A 16,171-nucleotide genomic window follows, 5' to 3' on the forward strand; every position below is an offset into this window, starting at 1 on the left:
CCTTGTTTCCCGGACAAGCTGCGCGGAGCGCGGCGCCGATCCGGGACCTGGGAAAGGCCCCGCGCAGCGGCCTTGCCCGTCGCGTCGCACTCCTCTGTTCCCTTCTCATCGCCGCCTCCACGCCCGCCATCGCCGAGGACGCCCGCCTCGACGCCGCCATCGGCAAGGCGCTGTTCGAACGGCCCTGGGTGCCGGCGCCGAGTTCCACCCGCGCCAATGATGGGCTCGGGCCCCTGTTCGACGCGCGTTCCTGCTCGGCTTGTCACCCCGGCGGCGGTGGGGCCGGGGCGACGGCGCTGGACGCGGCCGGCCGCCCGCAAGGGTTGGGGCTGGTGCTCTCCCTCTTCCGCAGCGACGGCAGCGGAGATCCGCTCTATGGCCACCGGCTGGAGACGATGACGCTGCCCGGCATACCGGCCGAGGGCGCCTTCTCCGTCACGGTGCAGAACGGCCGCCGCATCCCCCGCATCGACGCCCCCGGCTACGGCCCGCTCGATCCCGCCACGCACATGTCTCTGCGCGCGGCGCCTGACCTGCGCGGGCGCGGCAAGCTGGAGCAGGTCGACGACGCGACGATCCTCGCGCTCGAAGACCCCGACGACCGCGACGGCGACGGCGTGCGCGGGCGGGCCCGCCGGCTCGCAACGCCGGAGGGCGGCTCGTCCATTGGCCGCTTCGGCTGGAAGGCGAGCCACCCGACGCTGGCCGGTCAGGCCTCGGAGGCGTTTTCGCTCGATCTCGGCCTGTCGACGCCCCTTCGGCCCGAGCCCTGGGGCGACTGCACCGACCTGCAGACCGCCTGCCGCAACGCGCCGCATGGGCGCGAGGTCGAGGGCGAGCCGGAGATTTCCCAAGCCATCGTCCAGCGCCTCGTCGCCTATCTTCGGGCGCTGAAAGTGCCGGAAGGCGGCGGCGACGCGCGTGGCAGAAGGCTGTTTGCCGCCACCGGCTGCGCCACCTGCCACCGCCCGGCGCTGCCCCTGAGCGGCGGCGGCACAGTGGCGCTCTACACCGATGTGCTGCTGCACGAGATGGGCGAAGGACTTGCCGACCCCGCCGGCGTTCCCGGCGCGGCGGCTGGCGAATGGCGGACCGCGCCGCTTGCCGGGCTGTCCGGCGCGCTGGAACGGCGCGTCGGCCTGCTGCATGACGGCCGCGCCGCCACGGTGGCGGAGGCCATTGGCTGGCATGGCGGCGAGGCCTCCGGCGCGCGCGCCCGCTTCGAGGCGCTGGGCAAGACCGAGCGCGCGCGGCTGATCGACTATGTGTCTTCCCTTTAGAGCGAGGCTCTCCTCATGAACCGATCCCCCTTCGCCGTGGCGCTGGCGCTGGCGAGCCAGATCGGGCAGGCGGCCCAGGGCGTGCCGGCCATCGCCGCGGCGAGCACGCTGCTCACCACCCTGTTCATCGGCCGCGCCCATGCCGCGCCGGTCTCCGCGCCCGAGATCGTGGAGAGCTGGCTGCTGCCGCGCTACGACACGCTGCTCGCGAGCGCGAAGGCGCAGCAGGAGGCGTGGGAAGGCTTCTGCGCCGCACCTTCGGCGGAAAGGCTGGCGACGCTCAAGGCGCGCTTCGCCGCCGTGTCGCAGGCGTGGTCATCGGTTGAGTTCATCACCTTCGGCCCGGTGATGCTGTCGCTGCGGCCGGACCGCTTCAACCTGTTCCCGGAACGGCGCAACGCGGTTGGCCGCTCGGTGGCTGAACTCGTCGCTGACCCCACCGATGAGCGGCTGCAGCCGCAGCGCTTCTTCCGCCTCAGCGCCGCGGCGCAGGGCCTGCCGGCGCTGGAGCGCGTGCTCTATGACGAAGGCGCGGACGCGACACTGCTGGCGGGGCCGGAAGCGGTGCGGCGCTGCGACATCGGCCGCGCCGTGGCGCGCAACCTCGCCACCATCGCGCAGGAGATCCGCGCCGGCTGGGGTGACAAGAGCGAGGGGCTGCTGGCGCAGCTGATCGCCGGCAAGGCCGATCCGGTCTATTTCCCCGATCCGAACGCCCTGCTCAGCCAGATCGTCACCGACCTTGCCGGCGCCTATCAGCGCGTGGTCGACCAGCGCCTGCTTGTCGTTCTCGGCAAGAGCGCGGACGAGGCCAAGCCGCTGCTCGCCGACCGCCGCCGCAGCGGACTGTCGAAGGAGACCATCGTCGCCATCGTCACCAGCGCCGGCGCGCTGGCGCAGGCGCTGAGCGCCGGGCTCGACCCGAAGGACCGCGCCAGCCTTGCCGCAACGCTGCAGGTGGCGGAGGCGACGGCGCAGGGGCTGCCGGAGGATATCGGCGCCGCCGCCACCACGCCCGAGGGCCGCAAGATTCTGCAGGCGGCGGTGGCCGCGTTCAAGGCGGCGCAGGCCGGCATCGCCAAGCCGCTGGCCGCCGGGCTCGGCGTGCCGCTTGGCTTCAACGCGCTCGATGGCGATTGAGGGCGCACCCCATGGGCCTTCTCGACCTCACCCGCCGCTCACTCCTCGGCACCTTTGGCGCGCTCGCCGCCGGGCCGCGCGTTCTGTTCGCCGGCGGGGCGGCGCATGCGCGCGACCATCTGCTTGATGCCGAATGGCTGGCGACGGCCGGCGTGGAGGGCGGCTTCGCCCCCGTCGTGCTCTCCCCCGACCGCGAGCCGACGACAATCGGCGGCGCCACCCAACGCCTGCACTGGGTGGAGCCGAGCCCCGACGGGCGCACCGCCGTGGCGGTGGCGCGGCGTCCCGGCACGACCGCCGTGCTGTTCGACCGCCGCGCCGGCACGGTGCTGGCGACTTTCGAGCCGGGCGAGGGGCGGGTGTTCTCCGGCCATGGCCGCTTCATCGACAGCGGACGGCGCTTCCTCGCGGTGGAGATCGCCCGAGCGGACGGGCAGGGCGTCGTCACCCGCCGCGTGGTCGAGGCCGGTTTCGCGGTAGAGGCGGAATGGGCCTCGGCCGGCATCGGCCCGCACGACATGCTCCCGGCCGGCGGCGCGCTCATCGTCGCCAATGGCGGCATCGAGCCGCACACGCCGGAAGCGCTCGGCGCCGAGATCGCCGGCTCGGGCATCGCCCGGCTGGACCCCGCCACCGGCGCCGTGCGCACGACCGCTTCGCTCAGCGACGACCTCGCCTCGCTGTCGCTGCGCCACCTCACATCAGGCGCGGACGGCTTCACCGTGGTGGCGGCGCAGGACCTGCTGGCCGATGGCATCGCCCGCCCGTTGCTCTACGCCGTGGAGGGAGAGGGGTTGCGCGCCTTCGACGCGCCTGACGAGGCGTGGCGCAATCTGCGCACCTATGTCGGCTCGGTGGCGCTGGATGCGTCGGGCGCCTATGTCGCCGCCGCCAGCCCGCGCGGCAACCGGGTGGCGCTGTGGCGGCGCGACGGGCGCTATATCGGCGCGCTGCCGTTGGTCGATGGCTGCGGCCTCGCGCCGACGCGGGAGGCCGGCCAGTTCCTCGCCACCAGCGGGCTCGGCGAGACGGTGCTGATCGGCACCGACGGCGCCGGGGTAGGCGTCATCGCCCGCCGCTCCGGTGGCCCGCGCTACGACAACCACGCCGTGCTGGTGGGCTGAGGCCGGCGGCGGCGCGTTTTGCGGATGCCTGAACGGCCGGAACCGGCTAGAACGCGGCGGCTTTGCCCCTCGCTTGCTCGTCCGGTTCCGCGCCATGAACTCGCTCTTCGCCGCCCTGCCGACCACCGTGTTCGAGACCATGTCGGCGCTGGCTCGTCAGCACGACGCGGTCAATCTCGGCCAGGGTTTCCCGGACGATCCCGGGCCACGCGACGTGCGCGAGAAGGCGGCGGAGGCCGTGCTCGACGGCTGGAACCAGTATCCGCCGATGATGGGGACCCTCGATCTGCGCCGCGCCGTCGCTTCCCATTATCGCGACTGGCAGGGGCTCGACCTCGACCCCGAGCGCGAGGTGATGATCACCTCGGGCGCCACCGAGGCGATCGCCGGCGCGCTGCTGGCGCTGATCGAGCCGGGCGACGAGGTGGTGCTGTTCCAGCCGCTCTATGACGCCTATCTGCCGCTGGTGAAGCGTGCCGGCGGGGTGCCGCGCCTCGTGCGGCTGGTGCCGCCGCACTGGCGGCTCACCGAGGAGGCGCTGGACGAGGCCTTCACCCCGCGCACGAAGCTGGTGCTGTTCAACAACCCGCACAACCCCACCGGCCGGGTGTTCGACACCGGGGAACTGGCGCTGCTCACGCGCTTCTGTACACGCTCGGACGCAGTGCTGGTGAGCGACGAGGTGTGGGAGCATGTGATCTTCGACGGTCTGGAGCATCAGTCCGTTCTCGCCCTGCCGGGGATGCGCGAGCGCGCGGTGAAGATCGGCTCGGCCGGCAAGATCTTCGGCATGACCGGCTGGAAGGTCGGCTTCGTCTGCGCCGCACCGGAACTGATGCGGGTGCTGTCGAAGGCGCACCAGTTCCTCACCTTCACCACGCCACCGGCGCTGCAGCACGCGGTGGCCTACGGGCTGGTCAAGGAGCGGGAGTGGTTCCTCGCCACGCGCGCCAGCCTGCAGCGCTCGCGCGACCGGCTGGCGGAGGGGCTGACGGCGCTCGGCCTGCCGGTGCTGCCCTCGGCCGGCACCTATTTCCTCAATGTCGACCTCGCCTCGCTGGATCCCGGCCTGCGCGACGAGGCGTTCTGCCTCTCGCTGGTGGCGCGGCAGGGCGTGGCGGCGATCCCCGTCTCCGCCTTCTACGCGCAGGACCCGGTGGAGAGCGTGGTGCGGCTGTGCTTCGCCAAGACCGACGCAACGCTCGACCGCGCGCTGGAGCGATTGAGCAAGCTTAGCTACGCCTGAGCGCGGGCTGGAGCGGATCATATTACCGCCGATGTCGCGCCGCTATGGTTAGCCAAATCTGAACAAAATTCGACATTGAGGGTGGTAGCATCGTCCCTATCCTCCGCCGCATTCTTCACGGGGGATGTGACCATGAACTGCCGCATAATGGGATTTGCACTCTGCCTGGCGGGCTTGCCGCTGGCGGCACAGGCCCAGGAATCGTCGCAGCCGCTAATGCCGGCGAACGGCGTCTTTATCGGCGCCGGCGCGGCGCTGAACCAGGCGAATTTCGGCAATCAGGACCTTGCCGCGTTCGGCGTCAGCGAAATTTACGCGCTCGGCTACTGGGTGGCGGATGGGCAGGCGGCGGGATCGACCTATCCTGATCTCGGGACCGAAACGGGCGCCTCCTTGGTGCTGCAGGGCGGCTTCTACCGCACGATCAATGACACTCCCTGGGTCTGGGGCGCGAAGTTCAGCTATAATAGCCTTGGCCTCACCGGCTCGCGGGACAATATCCTTATTCCGCAGACCGGCAGCTATTCCGGCGAAATCTCCGGTACGTTCAGCGGCAATTACCTGCTGCAGAGCTACAAGGTGGAAGTCGAGCATCAGTTCGCGCTGGTGCCGCTGATCGGCTATTCCTTCGGGCGGGGCTTTCTCTATGCCGGCGCCGGCCCGACGCTGTCGCAGGTCAATGCCAACATGAACGGCCTGATCGGCTTCGCCGAACTGGACCATCGCTATGATGTCTCGGGAACACCCGGCTATTTCTCGTCGTCGGATTGGGTATGGGGCGGCACCGCGACGGTCGGCGTCACCTATTTCCTCACGGCTAACTGGTTCCTGGACCTGAACTACTCCTATACGGCGTCCGCGACCACGACGAACAACTTCCTCAACAAGTTCGATACGGTCTACCCGACGGTGGAATTCTCCGGCACCTCGGGCGGTACCTATTCCGCGACCGCGAACAATCAAGCGGTGGCGCTGTCCATCAACTACGTGTTCTGACGGGCCTGCGGCGGTCTGGCACGGGCGAGGCGCCCGGCATCCGTCAGGCGCGCCTTCGCGGCACAGTTCCAAAGAACGGCCAGGGCGCGCGTGTCCCTTCGCGAATGACGGCGGACTGCACAGAAAATGGGCAGTCCGTCGTCTTGCTTTGGTGACTGTGCAGCCGCCGCACTTGGATGCCTTCATTATAGGCAGAATGTCGCCGGGCGAAGCGTGCGCGCACGTTTCATGGATCGGAAAATCGCCCAACCTCCCCATTCCCGCCCTTGGCACGCGGGTTGCAAACATACCCTTTGGCACGCGGACGGGGGTCCTGCGTGTGTACTCCAGAAGGGAATAAAGATGCTGAACATGTTCACGCATGCCCGGCGCATGGCCGGTCGCGCGCTTGTGGGTGCGGCTGCTCTGGCGCTGGCCGGAGGCGGCGTTGCAAGCGCCCAGGAGACGATCAAGGTCGGCGTGCTGCATTCGTTGTCCGGCACCATGGCGATCAGCGAAACCACGCTGAAGGACACCGTTCTGTTCATGGTGCAGGAGCAGAATGCCGCCGGCGGCGTGCTCGGCAAGAAGCTGGAAGCCGTGGTGGTCGATCCCGCCTCGAACTGGCCGCTCTTCGCCGAAAAGGCGCGCGAACTCATCGCCAAGGAAAAGGTCGCGGTCGTGTTCGGCTGCTGGACCTCGGTGTCGCGCAAGTCCGTGCTCCCGGTGTTCAAGGAGCTCAACAGCATTCTGTTCTACCCGGTCCAGTATGAGGGCGAGGAGAGCGAGCGCAACGTGTTCTACACCGGCGCCGCCCCGAACCAGCAGGCCATTCCGGCCGTCGACTATCTGATGGAAAATGAAGGCGTTCAGCGCTGGGTGCTGGCCGGCACTGACTATGTCTATCCGCGCACGACCAACAAGATCCTTGAAGCCTATCTGAAGTCGAAGGGCGTCAAGGCCGAAGACATCATGATCAACTACACGCCGTTCGGTCATTCCGACTGGCAGACCATCGTCGCCGACATCAAGAAGTTCGGCTCGGCGGGTAAGAAGACCGCTGTCGTCTCCACCATCAATGGCGACGCCAACGTGCCGTTCTACAAGGAACTCGGCAATCAGGGCATCAAGGCGACCGACATTCCGGTCGTGGCCTTCTCGGTGGGTGAGGAAGAACTCGCCGGCATCGACACCAAGCCGCTGCTCGGCCACCTCGCCGCGTGGAACTACTTCCAGTCGGTCGACGTGCCGGAGAACGCCGCCTTCATCAAGAAGTGGCAGGCCTACACCAAGAACGACAAGCGCGTGACCAACGACCCGATGGAAGCCACCGTCATCGGCTTCAACATGTGGGTCAAGGCGGTCGAGAAGGCCGGCACCACCGATGCTGACGCCGTTATCGACGCGCTGATCGGCGTGACCGTGCCGAACCTCTCGGGTGGCTTCTCGGCCATGATGCCGAACCACCACATCACCAAGCCGGTGCTCATCGGCGAGATCAAGGAAGATGGCCAGTTCGACATCGTCGAGCAGACCCCCGGCCTGATCGTCGCCGAGGAATGGTCCCCCTATCTGGAAGGCTCCAAGGACCTGATCGCCGATTGGCGCAAGCCGCTGAGCTGCGGCAACTTCAACGTCAAGACCGGCAAGTGCGGCGGCGCCGGCCAGTGAGGCCAGCCCGCAGGCGGGGCGCCCACGCTCCTGCCTGAGCACTCTGACAACCCCGGCCGCCCGCGTGGCGGCCGGGCCCGGCCCGAATGCCGGGCCTCCATCCCCGCGTACCGCCGTCGCCGCCGGAGCCCCGCCCCGGCCATCCGCAGCGCCACATCGACGGACGATGATGACCTCACGCGCTCGCCTTTCCCGCCTTGCTCGCGTGCTCTGCGCCGCGCTCGCCCTCCTGTTCGCCGCCGCGCTCATCGAGCGTGTCGAGGCACAGGATATCAGCGCCCCGCTCGCCCAGCTGACCACCAACAAATATGACGATACCGAAGCCGCGCTCGGCGCGCTCGCGCTCAGCGGCAGCTCAGCCGCCGCCGGGATCGTCTCCGCCCTTGCCGACGGCAAGCTCGTTTTCGGCGGCACTCCGCCGCGTGTCTTCATCGAAGGGGCGGGCGGGGCGCTGCTCGACCCGCTGACGATGCAGGCCGTCGCTGACGCGCCCGCCGTCAAGCCGGTGCGGGTCAACAACCGCATCCGCCGCGCCATTGACGCCGCCAGCGGCGCGCTGTCGCTGGTGAGCCCCGACGCCGCCAAGCGCCGGGAAGCCGCGCTGGCGGTGGGCCGCTCGCGCGATGAGGCGGCGCTGCCGGCCCTCGACGCCGCGCTCGCCAAGGAGACCGACCTCAAGGTCAAGTCGGCGATGAACCTGGCGCGGGCCTCGATCCTGATCGGCAAGGAGGGCATCACCCCGGCCGAGCGCATCGCCGCCGTGGATCTGGTCGGTGCCGAGGGCAACCAGGACGCGCTCGCCATCCTGCGCTCGGTGCCCGAAAGCGCGGCGCCCGAGGTGAAGCAGGCGGCGGCGGCGGCGATCGAGAGCATCGAGCGCAACCTCGCCATGTGGGGCATGGCGCAGAATCTCTGGTACGGGCTGTCGCTCGGCTCGGTGCTGCTGCTCGCCGCCATCGGCCTCGCCATCACCTTCGGCGTGATGGGCGTCATCAACATGGCGCATGGCGAAATGGTCATGCTCGGCGCCTACACCACCTTCGTGGTGCAGGAGGTGATCCGCACCTCCTATCCCGGCCTGTTCGACGCCTCGCTGCTGATCGCCATCCCGCTCGCCTTCGTCTTCACCGGCCTGATCGGCGTCCTCATCGAACGCACTGTCATCCGTTTTCTCTACGGTCGGGCGCTGGAAACGCTGCTCGCCACCTGGGGCATCTCGCTGATCCTGCAGCAGGCGATCCGCACCATCTTCGGACCCACCAACCGCGAGGTCGGCGCCCCGAGCTGGATGTCCGGCACCTTCGATGTCGGCCATCTCGCCATCACCTATGGCCGGCTGTGGATTATCATCTTCGCGCTGATGGTGTTCTTCGCGCTGCTCGCCACCCTGCGGCTGACGCGAATCGGCCTTGAAATGCGGGCGGTTACGCAGAATCGCCGCATGGCGGCCTCCATGGGAATCCGCACCAACTGGGTCGACGCCATGACCTTCGGCCTCGGCTCCGGGATTGCCGGCATGGCCGGCGTGGCACTCAGCCAGATCGACAATGTGTCGCCGAATCTCGGACAGAGTTACATCATCGACAGCTTCCTGGTGGTTGTGTTCGGCGGAGTGGGCAACCTGTGGGGCACGCTGGTCGGCGCCATGACGCTCGGCGTCGCTAACAAGCTGCTCGAACCCTATGCCGGCGCGGTGCTCGGCAAGATCGCGCTGCTGGTCATCGTTATCCTCTTCATCCAAAAGCGCCCCAGAGGCCTCTTCGCCCTCAAGGGGAGGTCGATCGAGGCATGAGTGCGCCCGTGACAAACATGACCCGTCAACCCGCCTTGCTCGGCACCAGCGGCCTCATTTTCCTCGCGGTGCTGATCGCCGTCTCGGTGCTGGTGCCGGTGCTCAACCTCGCCGTGGCCCCGGACTCGGCCGTGCATGTGCCCACCTATGTGGTCTCTCTGCTCGGCAAATACCTCACCTATGCGCTGCTTGCGCTCTCGGTGGACCTCATCTGGGGCTATGTCGGCATCCTTTCGCTTGGCCAGGGCGCGTTCTTCGCCCTCGGCGGCTATGCGATGGGCATGTATCTGATGCGCCAGATCGGTACGCGCGGCGTCTATGGCGACCCGGTTCTGCCGGATTTCATGGTGTTCCTCAACTGGAAGGAACTGCCCTGGTTCTGGTACGGCTTCGACATGTTCCCCTTCGCCGCGCTCATGGTGCTGCTGGCGCCGGGCATCCTCGCGCTGGTGTTCGGCTGGTTCGCCTTCCGTTCGCGCGTCACCGGCGTGTACCTGTCGATCATCACCCAAGCGATGACATTCGCTTTGCTGCTGGCCTTCTTCCGCAACGACATGGGCTTCGGCGGCAATAATGGCCTGACCGACTTCAAGGACATTCTCGGCTTCAACATCCAGGCGGATGGGACGCGGCTGGTGTTGTTCGTGCTGTCGGCGCTGGCGCTGGGGCTCGGCTATGTGCTCTGCCGCTTCCTGGTGCGCTCGCATTTCGGCAAGGTGCTCGTCGCCATTCGCGATGCCGAGACGCGGGTGCGCTTCACCGGCTACCGGGCGGAAAACTACAAGCTGGTCGCCTTCGTCGTCTCCGCCATGCTGGCGGGCGTCGCCGGCGCGCTCTACGTGCCGCAGGTCGGCATCATCAACCCGTCGGAATTCTCGCCGGCCAATTCGATCGAGATCATCGTCTGGGTGGCGGTCGGCGGTCGCGGCACGCTGGTGGGGGCGGCACTGGGGGCGGTACTGGTGAACTACGCCAAGACCTATTTCACGTCAGGCATGCTGGCGCCCTACTGGCTGTTCATGCTCGGCGGCCTGTTCGTCGCCGTCACCCTGTTCCTGCCCAAGGGCATTGTCGGCACCTTCTATGAGTGGCGCGAGAAGCGCCGGCAGCATGACGACATACCCGGCGAACCGCTCGCCTCGCCCCGGCCGGCCGAGTGAGGGAAACCGATATGACCGCTACCGCGACGCTCGAACCCGCAACCCACGCCACCGCCGAGCCGGCTCCTGCCGCAAAGAAGGAACTGACCGAGGCGCTGCTCTATCTCGACGCCGTCACCGTCACCTTTGACGGTTTCCGCGCGCTCAATGCGTTGTCGTTCACCGTCGATCCCGGCGAGATGCGCGCCGTCATCGGCCCGAACGGCGCCGGCAAGACGACGATGATGGACGTCATCACCGGCAAGACCCGTCCCGACCGGGGCGACGTCTTCTTCAATGGCGGCACCACCGACCTGACCAAGCTGGACGAGACGCAGATCGCCACGCTGGGCATTGGCCGCAAGTTCCAGAAGCCGACGGTCTTCGAGAACCATACGGTGCTCGACAATCTGCGGCTTGCGCTAAAGGGCCAGCGCCGGGCGCTGCCCAACATCTTCCACCGCGAGAGCGCGGCGGCGCGCGAGCGGATCGACGAGATCTTCGAGACTATCCGGTTGACCGAACACCGCGATCGGCTCGGCGGCGCGCTGTCGCATGGTCAGAAGCAGTGGCTGGAGATCGGCATGCTGCTGGCGCAGGACCCCAAGCTCCTGCTGGTGGACGAGCCAGTAGCCGGCATGACCGATGCCGAGACCGCCCAGACCGCCGAATTGCTGCGCGAAATCAACGCCAATGGCCACTCGGTCGTCGTGGTCGAGCACGACATGACCTTCGTGCGCGATCTCGGTGTGCGGGTCATGTGCCTGCATGAAGGCTCGGTTCTGGCCGAGGGCACACTCGACCAGGTCAGCGCCAATGAGCGCGTCATCGAAGTCTATCTGGGACGCTAGGGCTCATGCTGGAAGTTCAGGATATCAACCTCTTCTACGGCGCGGCACAGGCGTTGCGCGGCGTCTCGCTGAAGGCGGAGCCGGGCAAGGTCACATGCGTGCTCGGTCGCAACGGCGTGGGCAAGACCAGCCTGATGCGCGCCATCGTAGGGCAGGCGCCGGTGGCGAAAGGGTCCATCCGCTTCAATGGCGAGGACATCACCTCCATGGCGCCCGCCGAGCGGGCACGCCGCGGCATCGCCTTCGTGCCGCAGGGGCGCGAGATCTTTCCGCTGCTCACGGTGGCGGAAAATCTGGAAACCGGTTTCGCGCCGCTCAAGCGTGCGGAGCGGTTCATACCCGACGATGTGTTCTCGCTGTTTCCGGTGCTGGATTCGATGATGCGCCGGCGCGGCGGCGACCTCTCCGGCGGCCAGCAGCAGCAACTCGCCATCGGCCGGGCGCTTACCATGCGACCCAAGGTGCTGGTGCTGGACGAGCCGACCGAGGGCATCCAGCCCTCGATCATCAAGGATATCGGCAACGCCATCCGCTATCTGCGCTCCAAGGGTGACATGGCCATCGTGCTGGTCGAGCAGTATTTCGACTTCGCCAAGGAACTCGCGGACCATTTCATCGTGATGGAGCGCGGGGCGGTGGTGATGTCCGGCGATGGCGCAGCACTTGAGGATCCCGATGTTCGCAACCGCATTGCCGTCTGACGCCGCCGTCACCATTCCGGTCGAGCGGCGCGGGCAGGGGCGGTTGCTGGTCGAAGCCCGGGCACTGGACGGGCGCACCGCCCGCGGACGGATCGAGGAGGAGGGATTCGCCCGCGTGCGCTTTCCGCGTTCCGGCCGGCGCGGTCGCGCCCTGGAAGCGGTGATGATCAACACCGGCGGCGGGCTCGCCGGCGGCGATGCCTCGCAAAGCTGCCTTCATGCCGGGCGCGATGCCCAATTGGTAGTCACCACGCAGGCGGCCGAGAAGATCTACCGCTCCGACGGGGCGACCTCCCATATCGCTGTCGAACTCACGGCCGAGGTAGGCGCCAGCCTGCACTGGATGCCGCAGGCGACCATCGTGTTCGATGGGGCGCGGGTGGAGCGCTCAATCGCCGCCGAGGTGGCGCCGGATGCCCGCCTGCTGCTGGTCGAGCCGGTCATTCTCGGCCGCACGGCGCGCGGCGAGCGGCTCTCCTATGGCAGGCTGTTTGATCGCTGGCGCATCCGCCGGGGCGGACGGCTGGTCTATGCCGACGGGCTGCAGCTCGAAGGCGATATCGCCGCCACGCTCGACCGCCGTGCCACCGCCGGCGGCTGGGCCGCCTTCGCCACGCTGCTGCTGGTTTCGCCCGACGCCGAAAGCCGGCTGGACGACGTGCGCGCAGCGCTCGGTCTGGGGGAAAGCGAACAGGATGGCATGGCCCGGGAACTCCCCGATGGCCTCGATGCCGGGGCGAGCGCTTGGGACGGCATGCTGTCCGTCCGCCTGCTCGCGCGCGACGGCGCACCGCTGGAAACCGCGATCCGTCGGGCGATCGCCGCGCTGGGTGTCGGCGAGGTGCCGCGCATCTGGCACTCCTGATGCAAGCCACCCCTCGTTTGAACTGAAACTCGCTTCAGAAGAGCCGGAGACTATCGATGAACCTCAGCCCGCGCGAGAAGGACAAGCTGCTGGTCGCCATGGCGGCCATGGTGGCCCGCCGCCGCCTGGAGCGGGGCGTGAAGCTCAATTTCCCGGAAGCGGTCGCGCTCATCACCGATGTGGTGGTCGAGGGCGCGCGCGACGGCCGAACGGTGGCCGAGCTGATGACGCTCGGCACCACGGTGCTGACGGCTGACCAGGTGATGCCGGGCGTCGCCGAGATGATCGCCGAGATTCAGGTCGAGGCCACTTTCCCGGACGGCACCAAGCTCGTCACCGTGCATGAGCCGATCGCCTCCAGCCATGGCGCCGGGGCGCCGGGCGAGCTTCTGGTGGAGGAGGGCGAGATCGAACTGCTGGCCGGGCGTGAGTTCGTCTCCGTCACCGTCGCCAATACCGGCGACCGGCCGATCCAGGTCGGCAGCCACTACCATTTCTACGAGACCAATCCGGCCCTTGCCTTTGAGCGGGAGAAGGCGCGAGGCATGCGCCTCGCCATCGCCTCGGGAACCGCCGTGCGCTTCGAGCCCGGCCAGAGCCGGGAGGTGACCCTGGTGGCGCTTGCCGGCAAGCGGGAGGTCTACGGCTTCCGCCAGGATTTGATGGGCAAGCTGTGACGCCTCTCGCTTAGGACCTGCCGCCCAAAGGCACCCGCCGCCCTGCTGCCCCTTGCCGAAACGGATTGTCTCATGTCCATCAAGATGTCCCGCGCCTCCTATGCCGAGATGTTCGGCCCGACCACCGGCGACCGGGTGCGCCTCGCTGACACCAGCCTCGTCATCGAGGTGGAGAAGGACTTCACCGTCTATGGCGAGGAAGTGAAGTTCGGCGGCGGCAAGACCATTCGCGACGGCATGGGCCAGTCGCAGGCGATGCGGTCGGAGGGGGCGGTCGACACCGTCATCACCAATGCGCTGATCCTCGATCACTGGGGCATCGTGAAGGCCGATATCGGCATCCGCGACGGGCGCATCCACGGCATCGGCAAGGCCGGCAACCCGGACATCCAGCCCGGCGTCGACATCATCATCGGCGCCTCGACCGAAGTGATCGCGGGCGAGGGCAAGATCATCACCGCCGGCGGCTTCGACTGTCACATCCATTTTATCTGCCCGCAGCAGATCGAGCATGCGCTGATGAGCGGCGTCACCACCATGCTGGGCGGGGGCACCGGCCCGGCGGCGGGCACCAACGCCACCACCTGCACGCCCGGCCCGTGGCATATCGAAATGATGCTGCGCGCCTTTGACAGCTTCCCGGTCAACCTCGCTTTGTCCGGCAAGGGCAACGCCTCGCTGCCCGGTCCGCTGGTGGAGCAGATCGAGGCCGGCGCCTGTTCGCTCAAGCTGCACGAGGACTGGGGCACGACCCCGGCGGCGATCGACAACTGCCTCTCGGTGGCGGACGAGTACGATATCCAGGTGATGATCCACACCGACACGCTCAATGAGAGCGGCTTTGTCGAGGACACCATCGCCGCCTTCAAGGGCCGCACCATCCACGCCTTCCACACCGAAGGGGCGGGCGGCGGCCATGCGCCAGATATTATGAAGGTGGCCGGCCTGCCGAACGTGCTGCCGTCCTCCACCAACCCGACGCGGCCCTTCACCATCAACACGCTGGACGAGCATCTCGACATGCTCATGGTGTGCCACCATCTCGACCCGCTGATCGCCGAGGACCTCGCCTTCGCCGAGAGCCGCATCCGCAAGGAGACCATCGCGGCGGAGGATATTCTGCACGATCTCGGCGCGATCTCGATGATCTCCTCCGACAGCCAGGCCATGGGCCGGCTGGGCGAAGTGATCACCCGCACCTGGCAGACCGCGCACAAGATGAAGCTGCAGCGTGGCCTGCTGCCGGGCGATAGCGAGCGCAACGACAATGCCCGCGCCAAGCGCTACATCGCCAAATACACCATCAACCCCGCCATCGCGCATGGCGTCTCGCGCCATATCGGCTCCGTCGAGAACGGCAAGCTGGCCGATCTCGTGGTGTGGTCGCCGGCCTTCTTCGGCACCAAGCCTGATATGGTGATCAAGGGCGGGACCATCGTCGCGGCCGTCATGGGCGATCCCAATGCCTCGATCCCCACCCCGCAGCCGGTGCATTACCGGCCGATGTGGGGCGCCTATGGCAAGGCGCGCACGGCGACATGCCTCACCTTCGTCTCGCAGGCGGCGGTCGACCTCAACGTCGCCGGCAGGCTCGGACTGGAGAAACGAGTCGTGGCGGTGGAGAATGTGCGCGGCGGCATCTCCAAGGCGTCGATGATTCACAATCATGCGACGCCGCATCTGGAGATCGACCCGGAAACCTATGAGGTGCGGGCCGATGGGGAACTGCTGACCTGCGCCCCGGCCACCGAACTGCCCATGGCGCAGCGCTACTTCCTGTTCTAAGTGTGGGAGCAACCGCTTGGGCCTGGCATCCCTGAAGGGCGACCCTAGGGTCGGCACGTCAGGATGATGCCCGATCCGGTGCCACGTCATCCTGAGGTGCGAGCGCCGCGAGCCTCGAAGGATGCCTGAACACAGCGCCGCCATGTCTACCGGAGTTCCGCCATGATCCGTGCCCGCACCGTCCTTCCCGCCGGCAGCTGGGATGCCGCCACCGCCGCTGACCGTGTCGTGCTGCCCCATGACGGGCGCTACCGCCGGCGTATCGCCATTCGTGGCGAAGGTGATGTGGCGTTTCTGCTCGATCTAGACGAGGCGACGCGGCTGAAGGATGGGGATGGGTTGCAGCTGGAGGACGCGCGCGTCGTCGCGGTGGTCGCTGCCGAGGAGCCGGTGGCGGAGATCGTTGCCCGCGACGCCCATCACCTTGCACGCCTCGCCTGGCATCTCGGCAACCGCCATGTGCCGGCGGAACTGCTGGCGGACCGCATCCGCATCGCCCGCGACAGCGTGCTGGAGGAGATGGCGCGGGGCCTCGGCGCCAGCGTCGAGACCGTCGAGGCGGCCTTCGAGCCCGAGGGCGGGGCCTATGAGGCCGCTGAGGCGCATGGCCACCATGCGCACGGACATGCCCATGATCATCCCGATCATGCCCATGACCACCATGGTCACGCGCATGGCGACGATTGCGGCTGCGGCCATGATCATCACGAACATGGTCATGCGCATCACGACCACGGCCATGAGCCGCACGCCAAGGCGCGCGATGTGCTGCATGTGCAGGGCGAGAAGCCGGCCAATGAGCACGGCGCCGGCTGCGGCTGCGGGCATGACCATGGACACGATCACGCCCATGATCATGCCCATGATCACGCGCACGACGATCACGCCCATGCCGCTCACGATGGCCACAAGCACGGCCATTAGG

General features: G+C 67.8%; 14 protein-coding genes. All 14 read left to right on the forward strand.

All coding sequences use genetic code 11. The annotated features are described in order from the left end of the window. Nucleotides 1-2 precede the first annotated feature (2 nt). Nucleotides 3-1,280: a di-heme oxidoredictase family protein gene (locus A3M1_RS0118780; protein WP_245261746.1), complete on the forward strand. Its 1,278-nt coding sequence runs from the start codon at nucleotides 3-5 to the stop codon at nucleotides 1,278-1,280. 15 nt (nucleotides 1,281-1,295) lie between these two features. Then, entirely contained in the window at nucleotides 1,296-2,420 is a 1,125-nt protein-coding gene (locus tag A3M1_RS0118785; protein WP_018390536.1) for an imelysin family protein, read from the forward strand. A gap of 11 nt (nucleotides 2,421-2,431) precedes the next feature. Beyond that, the gene (locus A3M1_RS0118790; protein ID WP_018390537.1) at nucleotides 2,432-3,544 is read left to right on the forward strand and encodes a DUF1513 domain-containing protein; all 1,113 of its coding nucleotides are present in this window, start codon (nucleotides 2,432-2,434) and stop codon (nucleotides 3,542-3,544) included. Nucleotides 3,545-3,638: 94 nt separating this feature from the next. Continuing rightward, nucleotides 3,639-4,790, forward strand: a complete 1,152-nt coding sequence (locus A3M1_RS0118795; protein WP_026221396.1) for an aminotransferase — start codon at nucleotides 3,639-3,641, stop codon at nucleotides 4,788-4,790. Between the two features lie 132 nt (nucleotides 4,791-4,922). After that, nucleotides 4,923-5,786 (forward strand): outer membrane protein, encoded by an 864-nt coding sequence (locus A3M1_RS0118800; protein WP_245261748.1) that lies wholly within the window; start codon nucleotides 4,923-4,925, stop codon nucleotides 5,784-5,786. Nucleotides 5,787-6,128: 342 nt separating this feature from the next. Next, nucleotides 6,129-7,436, forward strand: a complete 1,308-nt coding sequence (gene urtA, locus A3M1_RS0118805) for an urea ABC transporter substrate-binding protein (protein WP_018390540.1) — start codon at nucleotides 6,129-6,131, stop codon at nucleotides 7,434-7,436. Between the two features lie 169 nt (nucleotides 7,437-7,605). Further along, nucleotides 7,606-9,228, forward strand: coding sequence for an urea ABC transporter permease subunit UrtB (urtB, locus tag A3M1_RS0118810; protein WP_245261751.1), 1,623 nt, complete (start codon nucleotides 7,606-7,608; stop codon nucleotides 9,226-9,228). 17 nt (nucleotides 9,229-9,245) lie between these two features. Then, the gene (gene urtC / locus A3M1_RS0118815; RefSeq protein WP_018390542.1) at nucleotides 9,246-10,388 is read left to right on the forward strand and encodes an urea ABC transporter permease subunit UrtC; all 1,143 of its coding nucleotides are present in this window, start codon (nucleotides 9,246-9,248) and stop codon (nucleotides 10,386-10,388) included. 11 nt (nucleotides 10,389-10,399) lie between these two features. Then, nucleotides 10,400-11,218 (forward strand): urea ABC transporter ATP-binding protein UrtD, encoded by an 819-nt coding sequence (urtD, locus tag A3M1_RS0118820; protein WP_018390543.1) that lies wholly within the window; start codon nucleotides 10,400-10,402, stop codon nucleotides 11,216-11,218. Between the two features lie 5 nt (nucleotides 11,219-11,223). Further along, entirely contained in the window at nucleotides 11,224-11,919 is a 696-nt protein-coding gene (gene urtE, locus A3M1_RS0118825) for an urea ABC transporter ATP-binding subunit UrtE (protein ID WP_018390544.1), read from the forward strand. Next, a complete protein-coding gene (locus A3M1_RS0118830; RefSeq protein WP_018390545.1) occupies nucleotides 11,894-12,784 on the forward strand; it encodes an urease accessory protein UreD in 891 nt (296 codons plus the stop codon). Before urtE ends, A3M1_RS0118830 begins: the two co-directional genes overlap by 26 nt. Before the next feature lie 56 nt (nucleotides 12,785-12,840). Further along, nucleotides 12,841-13,461 carry an urease subunit gamma gene (locus tag A3M1_RS25175; RefSeq protein ID WP_018390546.1) on the forward strand — a complete coding sequence of 207 codons (621 nt, stop codon included), beginning with the start codon at nucleotides 12,841-12,843 and terminating at the stop codon, nucleotides 13,459-13,461. A gap of 72 nt (nucleotides 13,462-13,533) precedes the next feature. After that, nucleotides 13,534-15,246, forward strand: a complete 1,713-nt coding sequence (ureC, locus tag A3M1_RS0118840; protein ID WP_018390547.1) for an urease subunit alpha — start codon at nucleotides 13,534-13,536, stop codon at nucleotides 15,244-15,246. Nucleotides 15,247-15,408: 162 nt separating this feature from the next. Further along, nucleotides 15,409-16,170 carry an urease accessory protein UreE gene (locus A3M1_RS26025; protein WP_081620330.1) on the forward strand — a complete coding sequence of 254 codons (762 nt, stop codon included), beginning with the start codon at nucleotides 15,409-15,411 and terminating at the stop codon, nucleotides 16,168-16,170. The last annotated feature ends 1 nt before the right edge of the window (nucleotide 16,171 follow it).

This window comes from Ancylobacter sp. FA202 (assembly GCF_000380205.1).
GTDB lineage: Bacteria > Pseudomonadota > Alphaproteobacteria > Rhizobiales > Xanthobacteraceae > Ancylobacter.